Genomic DNA, 15,584 nt, shown 5'->3' with positions numbered 1-15,584 from the left:
CAACATGACGCAAATCTCTTGATCACCGGGGCGAACCGGGGAGCGGGGGGGGCGAACTGGGGCGGGGGCGGGGGTGGGTCAGAGGATGGGGGGTGGGGTGTAGGTGGCTGCCTTGGGGTGGGTGAGGGCGATCTTGGCGATGCGGGTGGTCACCCGGTCGACCTGGGCACCGGCGGTGCCCACGAAGGCCGTCCGGTCGGCGATCAGCGCGTCGATGTCGGCGCGGGACAGGCCCAGGCGGTCGTCCGCCGCCAGCCGGTCGAACAGGTCGTTCTCGGTGGCGCCCTGCTCCCGCATGGCCAGCGCCACGCCGACCGCGTGCTCCTTGATCGCCTCGTGCGCCGCCTCCCGGCCGACGCCCCGGCGCACCGCCGCGACCAGGATCTTCGTCGTGGCCAGGAAGGGCAGGAAGCGCTCCAGCTCCCGGTTGACCACCGCCGGGTACGCCCCGAACTCGTCGAGCACGGTGAGGAACGTCTGGAACAGCCCGTCGGCGGCGAAGAACGCGTCCGGCAGGGCCACCCGGCGGACCACCGAGCAGGAGACGTCCCCCTCGTTCCACTGGTCGCCGGCCAACTCGCCGACCATCGACAGGTAACCCCGGATGATCACCGCGAAGCCGTTCACCCGCTCGCTGGACCGGGTGTTCATCTTGTGCGGCATCGCGCTGGAGCCCACCTGGCCGGGCTTGAAGCCCTCGGTGGCCAGCTCCTGACCGACCATCAGCCGGATCGTGGTGGCCAGCGACGACGGCGCGGCGGCGACCTGGGCCAGCGCGGCGAGCACCGCCAGGTCGATCGAGCGCGGGTAGACCTGGCCGACGCTGTCCAGCACCCGGGCGAAGCCGAGGTGCTCGGCGACCCGGCGCTCCAGCTCGGCCACCCTGTCCGCGTCGCCGTCGAAGAGGTCGAGCTGGTCGGCGGCGGTGCCGACCGGGCCCTTGATCCCCCGCAGCGGATACCAGTTGATCAGGTCCTCCAGCCGCTCGTACGCGATCAGCAGCTCCTCGGCGGCCGACGCGAAGCGCTTGCCCAGCGTGGTGGCCTGCGCGGCGACGTTGTGCGACCGGCCGGTCATGACCAGGCCGGAGTGCTCGTTGGCGAGCCGGGCGAGCCGGGCGAGGGTGGCCACCACCCGGTCCCGCACCAGCTCAAGCGACGCGCGGACCTGGAGCTGCTCGACGTTCTCCGTGAGGTCCCGGGAGGTCATCCCCTTGTGCACGTGCTCGTGCCCGGCGAGCGCGCTGAACTCCTCGATGCGGGCCTTCACGTCGTGCCGGGTGACCCGCTCCCGCTCGGCGATCGAGGCCAGGTCGACGTCGTCGAGCACCCGCTCGTACGCCTCGACCACGCCGTCGGGAACGGCCACGCCGAGGTCCCGCTGGGCGCGGAGCACGGCGAGCCAGAGCCGCCGCTCCATCCGCACCTTCTCCTCCGGCGACCAGAGGGCGACCAGTTCGGGCGAGGCGTACCGGTGGGCGAGCACGTTCGGGATCGTCGTCACGTGCCTCATTCTCTCGCACGCCCGGACCGCCGCCCGAGCCAGCCCACCCGTGGCGGCGGGGCTGGCCGGCGTGACGTCGCTGGTCAGACGCGCGGGATGTCGTGCACCTTCGCGGTCACCATGATGGTCTTCGACTGCTTGCCGTGCGCGTTGCGGACGGTCAGCGTGTAGGTGTGCTCCTGGACGTCGCCCTCGCCACCGGAGCAGGGGAAGTTCAGGGTCTCGCTGCCGGCCGGCGGGTAGTTGTCGCCGTACACGCCGGGGCCGTCGACCGAGAGGGCGACCGAGTCGACGTTGCCGGTCTTCCACTCCACGACGACCGGGGTGCCGGCGATCGGGTTGACGTTGGTCCCGGCCGGGCAGGTCGGCTTCTGGGCGACCCGGAAGTATCCGATGGTGGGGCCGCTGGACTTGGTGCCGGACCCGCCGCCGTTGCTGCCACCCCCGGTCGACCCGCCGCCGGTCGACCCGCCGCCCGTGGAACCGCCGCCGGTCGAGCCACCGCCCGTGGATCCGCCACCGGTGGAACCGCCGCCCGTCGAGCCGGTGCCGGTGCCGGTGCCACTGTCGCCGGAGCTGGAACCGGAGCCGGCGGAGGCCGGCGCGTCGCCGGGCGCCTCGGTCACGGTCGTCTTCGCGGTGGATTCCCCGGAACCCGTCGCGGTGGACGCGCAGCCGGCGGCGGTGAGCGCGACGGCCAGGCCGAGGACGACGGGGGCGAGGTGGGCGGGGCGGAGCAGGACTCGACCGGGCATGGCCACTCCTTGACGGGTGCCGCCGGTGACGTCCGGGCGGGCTGGATCCACAGTAGGGACGCCCGGCAACAGGGATCAGTACGGCGCGGGCCGACCCGTCAGCGCCGTGTAGAGGCCGGCGGCGGCGGCCTCCTCGGAGTCGTACGCCTGGCGGACGTCGTGCGTCCCGCGTTCGTACAGGCCGATCTCCCAGCGTCCGTCGGGTGAGCGGCGCAGGAACCAGAAGTCGGGCGGGACCGGCACGTGCTCGTGCACGCCCTCGATCTCGAAGGCGTCCGGGGACAACCCGGCCGCCAGCAGCGCGGCGCGTACGTGATGCCGGTCCACACCCGACCTCCGTTCATCCGATTCGACGTCAGCAGACGGCCGGGACGCCGCCGCGCTGGAGCGGGACGGCGCACGGTGCCGCCTCCAGGTTCTCCTCCACCAGGAAACCGTGCGCGAGCAGCCAGGTGACGCTCAGGTTGCCCCCGGCCTGCGGCAGGTACGCCGGGTTGAGCTGGAACTGGGTGCCCATCCCCGGCTGGGCGAACCACGGGGCGATCGGCCCGGAGTCCACCGGGAACGGCTTGACCACGCAGTAGACGTGGTAGTTGGCCAGCGGCGCGTCGGCCGGCGTGTTCAGGTTCGACGGCGGCAGCGACCGGGCGCTGAACGGGGTGCCGAGCGGGGCGAGGAACGCGCCGCCCGGGAAGCCGAAGCGGTCGAGGCGGTAGCCGGGCAGCAGGGTCTGCTTCGCCTTGATCGGCACCCCGTTCGGGCCGAGGACGAAGCCGTTCGCGGGCGGATAGACGTACGCGGTCTGGGTGGCGTTGCCGTACTGCTGGAGGAACTGCGACTCGGTGAGGCCGCCGAAGCGCTGGTAGCCGGCGAGCAGTGGACCGACCGGCGGCGCGGTGGGCAGCGTGGCGGGGCCGAGCAGCGGGTTGTTGTCGTAGAACTGGGTGGTCGGCGGCGCGTTCGGCGGGACGCCGGGGCGGCACAGGCTGTCGCCCACGGGCGGCTGCGGCTGGGCGGGGCCCGTGGGGGCCACGTCGCCGGAGCCCGGGAGACCGGAACCCCAGAAGCCGGCGCCGAGGCCGGCGGCGGAGGACCGGTCGGCGATGAGCCGGGTGCCCTGGTCGGTGTCGATCGGGGCGGCCTGGGCCGCCACGGCGGGAAGCAGGGCCAGGGCCGCGCCGGAGAGCGCCGCCAAGGCCCAACGAGGTATTTTCACGTCAAACCTCCAGAAAAGGGACAGGAGCTGCCCTCATCTTCTGGAGATCGGGACTGGAATGTGAGTCTTCGTGCGGTTTTCTACCGGTAGAGGTCGGTCAGCGCAGCCGACCCGCCGCCAGCGGCCGGCACGCGGTCAGCGCGGCCGGTGACCGTCAGCGCAGCCGGTACACGGTCACCGGGCCGGCGACGAACCCCACCTCGGCGAGCCGGGCCAGCTCCGGTGACACCGGGCCGGCGGCCGAGTCGGCGAGCAGCCACCGCACGCCGTCCTCGCGGCGCGCCCGGTCCAGTTCGGGGGCGGTCGGCGCGGTGAACAGCCGCTCGTTGCGGGCGAACAGCTCCGGGTCGGGGGCGGGCTGCCGGGGGTACGAGAAGCCGTCGCGGGCGTGCCCGGCCAGGGCCTCGTCCGTGTAGCCCCAGCTCTCCACGAGCGTCCGCCGGCCGCCCAGCCCGCTCACCCAGAAGGCCCGCGCGTCGCAGTGCGCGACGGTCCGCACCGGCCGGCAATGCACGTTGGTGGCCACCACGTCAGCCGGGTCGGCGTGGGCGTCCAGCCAGAGGGCGGCCCGCGCCTCGTCCCGGGTGAGCGCCCAGGGGCGTTCGGCGGCGGTGAGCGCCCGGGGCGGGTCCCCGATCCGGCGCGCGGTCCACTCCAGGCCGCCGGCCACGCTCGCCCCACAGAGCGCGGCGACCACCCCGGCCACCGCCGCCCGGGCACGCCACGACGCCCCCGCCGGCCGCCCGCCCCGGTGCCGCAGCCCGGCGAGCAGGACGGCCAGCAGCGCGGCGACGCCGGCCAGCAGCAGCACCCGGCCCGCCGGCACGGCCATCGCCCACAGCCAGGCCCGCCGGGTCCGCTCGGACGGGGCCAACGGGTCGAGCAGCCACTGGGCCGCCGCGCCCACGGTCGCCGCGACCGCCACGACCGGCCACCACGGGCGTGCCTCGGCCAGCAGCCACGCGGTCAGCAGCGCCCCGAACGGGACCACCGCCAGGAAGAAGTAGAGCTGGCTGACCGACGGGTGGAAGAAGGACCAGGCACCGCCCGCCCCGGCCAGCAGCGCCCCGGCCAGCAGCCACGCCGCCGGGTCACCCCGGGTGCCCCGGCGGGCCAGGAGCAGCACGCCGACGTACCGGGGCGCCTGGAGCGCCAGCCACCAGCCCAGCACGGCGAGCGCGAAGAGCCACCCGGCCGCGCCGGCCGCCGCGAGCCCCGGCGGCAGCAGGCCGCCCGCCGCGATGCCCCCGCCCGCGCCGACGGTCTCCCGCCACGGCGCGAGGAACCGCAGCACCCCGAACACCTGCGGGGAGAGCACCCCCGCGCCGCCCCCGGCGAACAGCCGGTACCCGACGGCCATCGCCGCGACCAGCACCGCGAACAGCGACACGACCGCCCACGGCACCCGGCGGGCCCGCCGGCCGACGACCACCCCGGCCAGCGCCACGCCGGCGATCAGCGGGGGCAGGCCGCTGGACTTGGCCCCGGCGACGGCCAGGCCCGCCGCCGGCACCAGCACCCACCCCCACCCGGGTCGCCGGCCGCGCACCACGTCCGCGCAGACGCCGGTGAGCAGCAGGAGCAGGGGCAGCAGGTACGTCTGCGAGGGGCTCTCCACGGACAGCGGGAGGGTGCCGCTGGCCGTCGCGGCGGAGCCGAGGGAGAGCGACACCCCGAGGTACGCCGTCGCCGCGGCGACCGGGCCGGCCCACCAGCGCCCGCTGAGGTCCCGGGCCAGCCCGGCGGTGACGACGACCGCCGTCGCGGCGACCGGCACCAGCCACAGCCGGAGCAGGACCGTCGCCGGTGCCGTGCCGGTGATCATGCTGGCGCTGGCCAGGTGCGCGTCGACCAGGTAGTGGTAGCGCAGCGGTTCCCCGGCGAGTTGCGGCAGCTCGAAGGGCATGGTCCGGGTCAGCTCGTGCACCAGCCCCAGGTGGTAGAGCAGGTCCTGGTAGTAGACGTGGTCCACCGGCGGCAGCGGGTTCGCTCGCCAGCCCACGGCCGCCCAGGCCACGACGAGGACCAGCACCCCGGCGACCGCGACCGTCCAGCGCAGCGGCAGCGGCCGGGGCTGGGCGATCCGCCAGTGCCGGCGCAACCGGGGCACCGCGACGAACAGCGCCAGCACCGGCACCGGCCACCAGCGCAGCGCCGGCTGCGTGCCGGTGGCCGTGGCGAGCGCCCAGGCGGCGAGTTCCAGCAGCAGGCCGACGGCGGCACCGTAGCCCAGGTCCTCCGGCAGGTTGCCCCGGCTGCCCCGCAGCGCCCGGTGCACGAGCGTGCCCGGCAGCACCAGGGCGAGCGACCAGTACGCGACGTACCGGGCGACGTCGCCGCCCGGGGTGCCCGTCCACCACCAGCCGGCGACCAGCGCGGCGAGCACCGTGGCCCAGGCGAGGGCCGCCGCGACCCGGCGGGCCGGCGGGCCGCCCCGACCCGCCGGTGCGTCGTGTGGGGCGGGCGCGTCCGACGCCAGCGGCGGGCCCTGCGTCAGCACCGCCGGTTCAGTCACCGGCCCGGCCAGCCGCCACCGCCACGGCCGGCGCGTCGGACGCCCCGGCCGGGTCGACGGGCACCCCGCCGGGGCTGGATGCGCCGCCGGAGCCGAAGGGAGCCTCGCCGGAGCCGAAGGGGACCCCGGTGGATTCGAAGGGCACCTCGGCGGAGTCGAAGCCGACGAGGTGGGTGGGGCGGTCCTGCACCGTGCGGTAGATGCGGCCGACGTACTCGCCGAGCAGCCCGAGGCAGATCAGCTGGACGGCGCTGAACAGCAGCACCGCCACGAACAGCGAGGTCCAGCCCGGGATGGTCGCGCCGTCGGCGTAGGCGACCAGGCCGAGGACGGCCAGCACCAGGCAGGCCGCGAAGCTGACCACGCCGAGCCAGGTGGCCAGCCGCAGCGGCGCGGCGGTGAAGTTCGCCGTGCTGTCCCAGGCCAGCGCGATCATCCGGCGCAGCGGGTACTTCGTCTCCCCGGCCGCCCGCGCCGCGCGGGAGTAGCGCACCTCGGCGGCGGCGAAGCCGAGCGAGGGCACCAGCAGCCGGTAGACCGGGGTGCGCTCGGGCAGCCGCCGCAGCACCTCCACCACGTCGCGGCTGACCAGCCGGAAGTCGCCCGCCTGCGCGGGCAGGTCCGCGCCGACGATGCGCCGCATCAGCCGGTAGTACAGGCCGGCGGTGCCGCGCTTGAACGGCGTGTCGGTGCTGCGGTCGGCGCGCACCCCGTACACGACGTCGACGCCCCGGTCGCGGGCGGTGGCCAGCATCTCGGGGATGACCTCGGGCGGGTCCTGTAGGTCGGCGTCGATGCTGACCACCCAGCGGCCCCGGGCCCGGTGCAGGCCGGCGGTGAGGGCGGCCTGGTGGCCGCTGTTGCGACGCAGCCGGACCAGCCGGAGCTGGGGCCAGGACCGGGCGTGGTCGAGCAGCAGCCGGGCCGTGGCGTCGCGGCTGCCGTCGTCGACGGCGACCACCTCGTACGTGGTGCCGGTGCCGTCGAGCACCGGCCGGAGCCGCTCGACGAACACCGCGACGACGTCCTGCTCGTTGTACATGGGGACGACCACGGACAGGTCCGGTGCTGCCCCGGCTGCGCTGATGTCCATCGCCGGCCACCCTGCCGGCCCGAGGCCACCACAGCCACACACCGAGTTGAACGCCCGGTGAACGTCGGCCGCCCGGCACCGGACGGCCGGACGGCGGCGGATCAGCGCGGCGAGCCGCGGCGAGGCGAGGCGGGGCCGGGCGTCAGCGCTCCAGGATCGCCGTGACCCCCTGGCCGCCGGCCGCGCAGATCGAGATGAGCCCCCGCCCCGAGCCGGACTCGGCGAGCAGCTTGGCCAGCGTGGCGACGATCCGCCCGCCGGTGGCGGCGAACGGGTGGCCGGCGGCCAGGGACGAGCCGTTGACGTTGAGCCTGTCCCGGTCGATCGACCCGAGCGGGGCGTCCAGGCCGAGCCGGTCCTTGCAGAACTCCGGCGACTCCCAGGCGGCGAGGGTCGCCAGCACCTGCGAGGCGAACGCCTCGTGGATCTCGTAGTAGTCGAAGTCCTGCAACGTGAGCCCCGCGCGGGCCAGCATCCGGGGCACGGCGTAGGCCGGGGCCATCAGCAGCCCCTCGTCGCCGTGCACGAAGTCGACGGCCGCCGTCTCCGACCAGGAGAACCAGGCGAGCACCGGCAGGTTGCGCTCGGCCGCCCACTGTTCGGAGGCGAGCAGCACCGTGGACGCGCCGTCGGTGAGCGGGGAGGAGTTGCCGGCGGTCATGGTCGCCTGTTCGGCGTCCGGGCCCCGGTGGCCGAAGACGGGCCTGAGTGAGCCCAGCTTCTCTCCGGTGGTGTCGGGGCGGAGGTTCTGGTCCCGGGTCAGCCCCAGGTAGGGGGTCAGCAGGTCGTCAAAGAACCCCCGCTCGTACGCGGCGGCGAGCCGCTGGTGGGAGCGGAGCGCCAGCTCGTCCTGGGCCTGCCGGTCGATGTTCCAGCGCAGGGCGGTGCGGGCGGCGTGCTCGCCCATCGACAGCCCGGTGCGCGGCTCGGCGTTGCGCGGGATCTCCGGCTGGAACGGCTGGAGCGGACGCAGCTTCGCCGCGATCTTCAGCCGTTCGCCGAGGGTGCGGGCGGAGTTGAGCCGGAGCAGGGTGCGGCGCAGCTCCTCGTTGACGGCCAGCGGGGCGTCGGAGGTGGTGTCGACGCCGCCGGCGATGCCGGCCTCGATCTGCCCGAGGGCGATCTTGTTGGCGACGAGGATCGCCGCCTCCAGACCGGTGCCGCACGCCTGCTGGATGTCGTACGCCGGGGTGTGCGGGTCGAGCTTCGAGCCGAGCACCACCTCGCGGGTGAGGTTGAAGTCCCGGGAGTGCTTGAGCACCGCCCCGGCAACGACCTCGCCGACCCGCTGCCCGGCCAGCCCGAACCGCGCGACGAGCCCGTCGAGGGCCGCGCCGAGCATGTCGGCGTTGGACGCGCTGGCGTACCGCGAGTTGGACCGGGCGAAGGGGATGCGGTTGCCGCCGATGACCGCGACCCGCCGGATGCTCTGCACGATCCCGCCTCCGTTTCAGGGCTTGCCCACAACCTACTGGCCAGTAGGCTACGCCTATGACCGACAGGTACGCGAGCTTCGTCCGATCGGGGGCCGGCCGCGCGCTGGTCAAGCGCCTGGGGCTGCCCGACCCGCCACGACTGCGCCGGCACACCCCGGGGGACCCGCTGCTGAACGGGCCGGCCCTGCTCGGCTCGGCCACCGGCGGCCGGCTCGCCGGGCCGGTCGGCAAGATCCTGACCGCCGCCGGGGTGGAGCTGCGCGATCCGGCCACCGCCGATGCCCAGGAGCGCTTCGGGGCCCTGGTGTACGACGCCACGGGCGTCACCGACTCCACCGGGCTGCGCCAGCTCTACGACTTCTTCCACCCGCGCGCCCGCTCGGTGCTGCCCGGCGGCCGGGTGATCGTGCTCGGCACCCCGCCCGACGAGTGCGGCACGCCGCGCGAGGCGACCGCCCAGCGGGCCCTGGAAGGGCTGACCCGCAGCATCGGCAAGGAGTTCGGCCGGGGCGTCACCGCCCAGCTCGTGCACGTCACGGCGCACGGCGACGCCGGCACGGCCACCGGCCTGGAGGCCACCCTGCGGTTCCTGCTCTCGGGCCGCTCGGCGTACGTCTCGGGGCAGGTGGTCCGGGTCGGTGCCGGCGCGGCCGAGCCGCCGGCCGACTGGGACCGGCCCCTCGACGGCCAGGTCGTCCTGGTCACCGGGGCGGCCCGGGGCATCGGCGCGGCACTGGCCCGGGTGCTGTCCCGCGACGGCGCGCAGGTCGTCGCGCTCGACATCCCGGCCGCCGGGGACGAGCTGGCCGCCGTCGCCAACGAGATCGGCGGCACCGCCGTGCAGCTCGACCTGACCGCCCCGGACGCGCCCACCCGGCTCGCCGACCACCTCGCGTCCCGGCACGGCCGCGTCGACGTGGTGGTGCACAACGCGGGCATCACCCGGGACCGGACGCTGGGCCGGATGGACGCCGACCGGTGGGACAGCGTCATCGACGTCAACCTGTCCAGCCAGGAACGCATCAACGACGTGCTGCTGGAGCGCGGGCTGATCCCGGCCGGCGGCCGGATCGTCTCGGTCTCCTCGATCGCCGGGATCGCCGGCAACCGGGGCCAGACCAACTACGCCACCTCCAAGGCGGGCGTGATCGGCCTCGTGCAGTCGCTCGCCCCGGCGCTGCGCGAGCGCGGGATCAGCGTCAACGCGGTCGCCCCCGGGTTCATCGAGACCCGGCTGACCGCCCGCATCCCGCTCGTCGTCCGGGAGGCGGGCCGGCGGATGAACAGCATGGCCCAGGGTGGCCTGCCCGTGGACGTCGCCGAGACCATCGGCTGGCTGGCCTGGCCGGCGAGCGGCGCGGTCAGCGGCAACGTCGTCCGGGTCTGCGGCCAGAGCCTGCTGGGGGCGTGATGACCGGCGCGGACACGCAGGGTCGGACCCTGCTGGAGCTGCCCCGGCTGCCGCAGGCCGGCCCGCTCTATCGGCGGGCGCTGCTCGGGGCGCTGCCCGGCCCGGGTCGCCGCCGGGGCGACGCGCTGCCGCAGGTCGAGCTGGCCGTCGCCGGGGTCGCCGTCGACCGGGCGCACCTGGCCGACTACGACCGGGTCTGCGGGTTCCGGCTGGCCGACCGGCTCCCGGGGACGTACCCGCACGTGCTGGGGTTTCCGCTGGCGCTGCGGCTGATGACCGCGCCGCAGTTCCCGCTGCCGCTGGTCGGGCTGGTGCACGTGGCCAACCGGATCACCGTGCGCCGGCCGGTCGAGGCCGGCGAGACGCTGGACTTCCGCGCGTACGCCGAGAACCTGCGCCCGCACGAGCGGGGTCGGCAGGTCGACGTGGTGCTGGTCGGGGCGGTCGGCGGGGCGGAGGTGTGGCGCGGCGTGTCGACGTACCTCGGCAGGGAGCGCACGGCCGGCGGCGGCGCGCGGCGCGACCGGGGTGACCGGCCCGCCGCGCCGGCCGCCACCGCCTCCTGGCGGGTGCCGCCGAGGGTGGGCACCGACTACGCGCGGGTCTCCGGCGACCACAACCCGATCCACACGTCCCGGTTGGGGGCGCGGCTGTTCGGCTTCCCCCGCCCGATCGCGCACGGCATGTGGAGCAAGGCGCGCTGCCTGGCCGCGCTGGAGAGCCGGCTGCCGGAGGCGTACACGGTCGAGGTGGCGTTCAAGCTGCCGGTGCCGCTGCCGTCCACGGTGGCCTTCACCGCCACCGCCGACGGCCCGGCCTGGGAGTTCGCCCTGCACGACGCGCGCAGCGGCAGGCCGCACCTGGCAGGTTCCGTGCGCTGACGAGGGGTCAGGGCTTGGCATTCACTCTTTCGTGCGCTAAGTTGTTCTCACGTTGAGATGTTCTCAGAGTGAGAGAGACGCCGTGAACGAGCAGGAGTTCCTCACCGCCTACGACCCCCGGGCCTACCCGGCGGTGGCCGTCACCGTCGACGTGGTCGCCCTGACCGTCCGGTCCGACGCGCTGCACCTGCTGCTCGTCCGCCGGGGCGGGCCGCCGTTCGAGGGCCACTGGGCGCTGCCCGGCGGGTTCGTCCGCCCCGAGGAGGACCTGGCGACCGGGGCCCGGCGGGAGCTGGCCGAGGAGACCGGCCTCGGCGGCGAGCGGCTGCGCCGGGTCCACCTGGAACAGCTCGCCAGCTACGGCGACCCCGACCGCGACCCCCGGATGCGGATCGTCTCGGTGGCGTACCTCGCGTTCGCCCCCGACCTGCCCGACCCGGCCGCCGGCAGCGACGCCGACGACGCGATCTGGCTGCCCGTGACCGCGCTGAGCAGCCGGCAGCTCGCCTTCGACCACGACCGGATCATCGACGACGGCCTAGAGCGGGCCCGGTCCAAGCTGGAATACACCCCGCTGGCCACCCGCTTCCTCGACACCGAGTTCACCATCAGCGAGCTGCGGGCCGTCTACGAGACCGTCTGGGGGCACCCGCTGCACCCCGGCAACTTCCACCGCAAGGTGCTCTCCGTGCCGGGCTTCGTGGAGAGCACCGGCGCGAGCACCGAACGCGGCGGCACGCGCGGCGGCCCCCGCGCCAAGCTCTACCGGGCCGGCGACGCCCGGCTGCTGCACCCGGCGCTGCTGCGCCCCGCCCGGGAGGAGACGGTGCGGTGAACACCCACGAGGCGATCCGGCTGGTCACCGCCGCGCGCACCGACGCCGACCTGTTCGGCGCCGACCCGTCGGCCCACCGCTACCGCGAGCTGGTCGCGGCCCTGCACCCCGACCGGCTGGGCGCGCTCGACCCGGCCGTACGCGCCGCCGCCACCGACGCGTTCGTCCAGGTCACCAACCGGTGGCGGGCCGGGCGGGTCAGCGCCGACCCGATCGTCCTCGGCGGCCACCGGCTCGGCCCGCTCGCCCACACCGGCGACCTCGCCGACCTCTACGACGTCGGGTCGGACCGCCTGCTCAAGCTGCCCCGCGACCCCGCCGACAACGACCTCGTCGCCCGCGAGCAGCACGCGTTGCGCACCATCGAGGAACGCGGCGACCCCCGCTACCTGCCGTACGTGCCCCGGCTCGTCGACACCCTCCGGCACCGGGACCCGGCCACCGGGGCGGAACGGCGGATCAGCGTGCTGGCCACCGCACCCGGCCTGCACAGCCTCGACGAGGTGCGCCGCGCGTACCCCGACGGGCTCGACGGCCGGGACGCGGCCTGGATGTGGCGGCGGCTGCTGGTCGCCCTCGGCCTGGCCCACCGGGCCGGCATCGTGCACGGCGCGGTGCTGCCCCGGCACGTGCTGATCGAGCCCGACGGGCACGGCGTGGTGCTCGTCGACTGGTGCTTCTCCGCCGCCACCGGGGGCACGATCCCCGCGCTGGTGCCCGGCCACGAGGACTGGTACCCGCCGGAGGTCGCCGCCCGACGGGCCTGCGGGCCCGGCACCGACCTGGCGATGGCCGCCACGTGCATGGCGTGGCTGATGGGCGACCGGGCCCCGCGCGAGCTGCGCGCCTTCGCCCACGGCTGCCGCCGCCCGGCGCTGCCGTCCCGGCCCGACGACGCGTGGCGACTGCTGCGCGAACTGGACGAGGTGCTCGAACGGCTCTACGGGCCGCGCACCTTCCGACCCTTCACCCTCAACCCCTAGGGAGGCTGCCATGGGCAGTGGAATGTGGTCCACCGACGTGTACGACGCCGCCGACCGGTACCGCCGGGCCACCGGCAAGAGCGCCTTCGCCTACAGCGACAGCGGGGCGCGCAAGGTGCACCCCGCGCTCGACCCGCGCGACGCGATGCGGGAGAGCCGCGACTCGGCCGAGCACCCGCAGTCGACGGCCATCACGGTGCTGTTCGACGTCACCGGCTCCATGCGGAACGTGCCCCGCACCCTCCAGGCCAAGCTGCCGCAGCTGCTCGGGCTCCTGCTCCGCCAGGGGTACGCCCGCGACCCGCAGATCATGTTCGGCGCGATCGGCGACGCCACCTGCGACCGGGTGCCGCTGCAGGTCGGGCAGTTCGAGTCGGACAACCGGATGGACGACGACCTCGGCCGGATCGTGCTGGAGGGTGGCGGCGGCGGCCAGATGACCGAGTCGTACGAGCTGGCCATGTACTTCATGGCCCGGCACACCGCCACCGACTGCTGGGAGAAGCGGGGCCGGCGCGGCTACCTGTTCATCATCGGCGACGAGCTGGCCTACCCCCAGGTGGACCGGCGGCAGGTGAGCCGGCTCATCGGCGACGACCTCCGCGAGGACGTGCCGCTGCTGCAGATCGTCGACGAGGTGACCCGGCGCTGGGACACCTACTACCTGCTCCCCGCCGGCAGCAGCTACGCCGGCAACACGAAGGTGCTGGACTTCTGGCGCGACCTGCTCGGGCAGAACGCCGTCGTGCTCGACGACCTCGACGCGGTCTGCGAGACCATCGCCCTCACCGTCGGCCTCGGCGAGCAGGCCGTCGACCTCGACCAGGGCCTGGCCGACCTCAAGAAGGCCGGCTCGAAGGCCACCGGCACCGTGTCGAAGGCGCTGGCCCGCCTCGGCCGGGGCACCCGCGACCAGGTGGCCACGCTGCCCGCCCCGTCGACGCCGCCCACCCGTGGGGTGACCCGACTGTGAACCACGTGCTGGTGGTCGACCTCGGCTACGGCGACGCAGGCAAGGGCACCGTCGTGGACTGGCTCTGCGCCACCCGGCCCGTCCACACGGTGATCCGCTTCAACGGGGGCGCGCAGGCGGCACACAACGTCGTCCTGCGCGACGGGCGGCACCACACGTTCGCGCAGTTCGGGGCGGGCACCTTCCGCCCCGGCGTGCGGACCCACCTGTCCCGGCACGTGGTGGTGGACCCGCTCGCCCTGGCCGCCGAGGCCGACCACCTCGCCGCGGTGGGCGTGCCCGACGCGCTCGACCGGCTCACCGTCGACGGGGAGGCGCTGCTGGCCACCCCGTACCACCGGGCCGCCAACCGGGCCCGCGAGCTGGCCCGCGGGGCCGACCGGCACGGCTCCTGCGGGCTGGGGGTGGGCGAGGCCGTCGCGTACGGGCTCGCCCACCCCGGCTCCGCGCCCCGGGTGGCGGACTGCCGCACCCCGGCCGTGCTGCGCCGCCGGCTGGCCGCCCTGCGCGACCGGCTCACCGCCGAACTCGGCCCGCTGGACGCCCCGCCCGTCGACGACTGCCTGCCCGCGTTCACCGCGTTCGGCGACCGGGTGGCGATCGTCGACCGGTCCCACCTGGCCGGGGTGCTGCGCGCCGGGACCTGCGTCTTCGAGGGGGCGCAGGGGGTGCTGCTCGACGAGTGGCACGGCTTCCACCCGTACACGACGTGGAGCACCACGACGTTCGCCAACGCCGAGGGCCTGCTCGCCGAGGCGGGGCTCGCCGGCACCGCCGAGCGGCTGGGCGTGCTGCGGGTCACCACCACCCGGCACGGCCCCGGCCCGCTGGTCACCGAGGATCCGGCGCTGCCGCTGGCCGACGCGCACAACGCCACCAACCCGTGGCAGGGGCGGTTCCGGTTCGGCCACTTCGACGCGGTCGCCCACCGGTACGCCCTCGACGCGGCCGGCGGCGTCGACGGGCTCGCCCTCACCCACCTCGACCTGGCCGACCGGCTGTTCTCCGGCGGGGTGCGCTCCGGCCAGGGCCTGCCCGACCGGGCGCTCCCCGGCCCTGGCCTGCGGATCTGCCGCCGCTACGACGGCACCGACCGCCTGGAGCCCGGCCCGCCCGGCGACCTGGACCGCCAGGCCGCCCTCACCGCCCGCCTGCTCGCGGCCCGCCCCGTCTACGACGACGACCCTCCGGCCGACTGGCCGGCGGCGGTCGAGGAGGCGCTGGGTGCCCCGGTGACGCTCACTTCCCACTCACCCACCGCCGAGGGCAAGCTGGTAAGGAAGGGCACCTTGTCAACGCCTTTTGTATAGGAAGGGCCCCTTCCTAACGCCGCGACGGCAGAGCATGAGGGCATGCAGTCGGTCCTCGGCCTGCTCCACGACACGGTCACCTCGCCGTGGGTCTACCTGGTGATCTTCGCGGTCACCGCGGTCGACGCCGTCTTCCCGGCGGTGCCCGGCGAGACGATCGTGGTGACCGCCGGGGTATTCGCGGTCGGCGGGCAGCCGGACCTGACCATGGTGATCCTGCTCGCCGCGTGCGGCGCGCTGGCCGGCGACCACCTGTCGTACGCCATCGGCCGGGGCGGCGGCGCGCACCGGCTGGCCCGGCTGCCGGCGGACAGCCGGCGACGCGCCGGGTCGGAATGGGCCCGCCGGGCGGTCGACCGGCGCGGCGGCATGATGCTCACCACCGCCCGCTACGTCCCCGGCGGGCGCACGGCGGTGACCCTGACGATGGGCGCGGTCCGCTATCCGCTGCGGTCGTTCGTGCTCTTCGACGCGCTGGCCGCCGGCACCTGGGCGGCGTACTGCGGGCTGCTCGGCTACTTCGGTGGGCTGGTCTTCGAGCGGGAGCCGATCCTGGGCATCCTGGCCGGGATCGGGCTGTCGGTCGCGATCACCGGCCTGCTGGAGGCCGCCCGCTGGCTTCGGCTCCGTGCCCGCCGACGCGCCGCCGGCCGGCCCCGCTGAGCGGACCGTC

At 75.3% G+C, this 15,584-nt stretch carries 14 protein-coding genes; 7 read left to right on the top strand and 7 right to left on the bottom strand.

Annotation, left to right across the window (positions count from 1 at the left end; all coding sequences use genetic code 11):
• Window positions 1–78 precede the first annotated feature (78 nt).
• From purB to TK50_RS02420, 7 genes are all read right to left on the bottom strand, one after another.
• The gene (purB, locus tag TK50_RS02450; RefSeq protein ID WP_043961196.1) at window positions 79–1,503 is read right to left on the bottom strand and encodes an adenylosuccinate lyase; all 1,425 of its coding nucleotides are present in this window, start codon (window positions 1,501–1,503) and stop codon (window positions 79–81) included.
• A gap of 83 nt (window positions 1,504–1,586) precedes the next feature.
• Complete coding sequence (locus TK50_RS34320; protein WP_052503576.1) at window positions 1,587–2,258, bottom strand: hypothetical protein; 672 nt, start codon at window positions 2,256–2,258, stop codon at window positions 1,587–1,589.
• 75 nt (window positions 2,259–2,333) lie between these two features.
• Window positions 2,334–2,585: a hypothetical protein gene (locus TK50_RS02440; RefSeq protein WP_043961194.1), complete on the bottom strand. Its 252-nt coding sequence runs from the start codon at window positions 2,583–2,585 to the stop codon at window positions 2,334–2,336.
• Between the two features lie 28 nt (window positions 2,586–2,613).
• Complete coding sequence (locus TK50_RS02435) at window positions 2,614–3,474, bottom strand: TNT domain-containing protein (RefSeq protein ID WP_158499146.1); 861 nt, start codon at window positions 3,472–3,474, stop codon at window positions 2,614–2,616.
• Between the two features lie 154 nt (window positions 3,475–3,628).
• The gene (locus TK50_RS02430) at window positions 3,629–5,989 is read right to left on the bottom strand and encodes a hypothetical protein (RefSeq protein ID WP_144420134.1); all 2,361 of its coding nucleotides are present in this window, start codon (window positions 5,987–5,989) and stop codon (window positions 3,629–3,631) included.
• Window positions 5,982–7,082: a glycosyltransferase family 2 protein gene (locus TK50_RS02425; RefSeq protein WP_043961191.1), complete on the bottom strand. Its 1,101-nt coding sequence runs from the start codon at window positions 7,080–7,082 to the stop codon at window positions 5,982–5,984. The genes TK50_RS02430 and TK50_RS02425 overlap by 8 nt, the downstream gene beginning before the upstream one ends.
• Window positions 7,083–7,224: 142 nt before the next feature.
• A complete protein-coding gene (locus TK50_RS02420; protein WP_043961188.1) occupies window positions 7,225–8,517 on the bottom strand; it encodes an acetyl-CoA C-acetyltransferase in 1,293 nt (430 codons plus the stop codon).
• Between the two features lie 56 nt (window positions 8,518–8,573).
• Between TK50_RS02420 and TK50_RS02415 the strand changes: the two genes are divergently transcribed.
• The 7 genes from TK50_RS02415 to TK50_RS02385 all read left to right on the top strand — a co-directional run bounded on the left by TK50_RS02415 (window position 8,574) and on the right by TK50_RS02385 (window position 15,574).
• Complete coding sequence (locus TK50_RS02415) at window positions 8,574–9,929, top strand: 3-oxoacyl-ACP reductase (protein ID WP_043961187.1); 1,356 nt, start codon at window positions 8,574–8,576, stop codon at window positions 9,927–9,929.
• Window positions 9,929–10,810 carry a MaoC/PaaZ C-terminal domain-containing protein gene (locus tag TK50_RS02410; RefSeq protein ID WP_043963694.1) on the top strand — a complete coding sequence of 294 codons (882 nt, stop codon included), beginning with the start codon at window positions 9,929–9,931 and terminating at the stop codon, window positions 10,808–10,810. The genes TK50_RS02415 and TK50_RS02410 overlap by 1 nt, the downstream gene beginning before the upstream one ends.
• 82 nt (window positions 10,811–10,892) lie before the next feature.
• Window positions 10,893–11,645: an NUDIX hydrolase gene (locus TK50_RS02405; protein WP_043961185.1), complete on the top strand. Its 753-nt coding sequence runs from the start codon at window positions 10,893–10,895 to the stop codon at window positions 11,643–11,645.
• A complete protein-coding gene (locus TK50_RS02400) occupies window positions 11,642–12,628 on the top strand; it encodes a protein kinase family protein (RefSeq protein WP_043961183.1) in 987 nt (328 codons plus the stop codon). Before TK50_RS02405 ends, TK50_RS02400 begins: the two co-directional genes overlap by 4 nt.
• Before the next feature lie 10 nt (window positions 12,629–12,638).
• A complete protein-coding gene (locus tag TK50_RS02395) occupies window positions 12,639–13,601 on the top strand; it encodes a hypothetical protein (protein ID WP_043961182.1) in 963 nt (320 codons plus the stop codon).
• Window positions 13,598–14,911, top strand: a complete 1,314-nt coding sequence (locus TK50_RS02390) for an adenylosuccinate synthetase (protein ID WP_043961181.1) — start codon at window positions 13,598–13,600, stop codon at window positions 14,909–14,911. Before TK50_RS02395 ends, TK50_RS02390 begins: the two co-directional genes overlap by 4 nt.
• Before the next feature lie 42 nt (window positions 14,912–14,953).
• Window positions 14,954–15,574, top strand: a complete 621-nt coding sequence (locus TK50_RS02385) for a DedA family protein (protein ID WP_043961179.1) — start codon at window positions 14,954–14,956, stop codon at window positions 15,572–15,574.
• The last annotated feature ends 10 nt before the right edge of the window (window positions 15,575–15,584 follow it).

The sequence above is a fragment of the Micromonospora haikouensis genome, assembly GCF_000876225.1.
GTDB lineage: Bacteria > Actinomycetota > Actinomycetes > Mycobacteriales > Micromonosporaceae > Micromonospora > Micromonospora haikouensis.
This window is presented reverse-complemented; position numbering and strand designations above follow the sequence as displayed.

Bases quoted from the DNA above. Each gene is read 5' to 3' on its own strand.
- TK50_RS02425 (WP_043961191.1), bottom strand. From the start codon at position 7,082: ATGGACATCAGCGCAGCCGGGGCAGCACCGGACCTGTCCGTGGTCGTC.
- TK50_RS02385 (WP_043961179.1), top strand. From the start codon at position 14,954: ATGCAGTCGGTCCTCGGCCTGCTCCACGACACGGTCACCTCGCCGTGG.
- TK50_RS02410 (WP_043963694.1), top strand. From the start codon at position 9,929: ATGACCGGCGCGGACACGCAGGGTCGGACCCTGCTGGAGCTGCCCCGG.
- TK50_RS02395 (WP_043961182.1), top strand. From the start codon at position 12,639: ATGGGCAGTGGAATGTGGTCCACCGACGTGTACGACGCCGCCGACCGG.
- TK50_RS34320 (WP_052503576.1), bottom strand. From the start codon at position 2,258: ATGCCCGGTCGAGTCCTGCTCCGCCCCGCCCACCTCGCCCCCGTCGTC.
- TK50_RS02415 (WP_043961187.1), top strand. From the start codon at position 8,574: ATGACCGACAGGTACGCGAGCTTCGTCCGATCGGGGGCCGGCCGCGCG.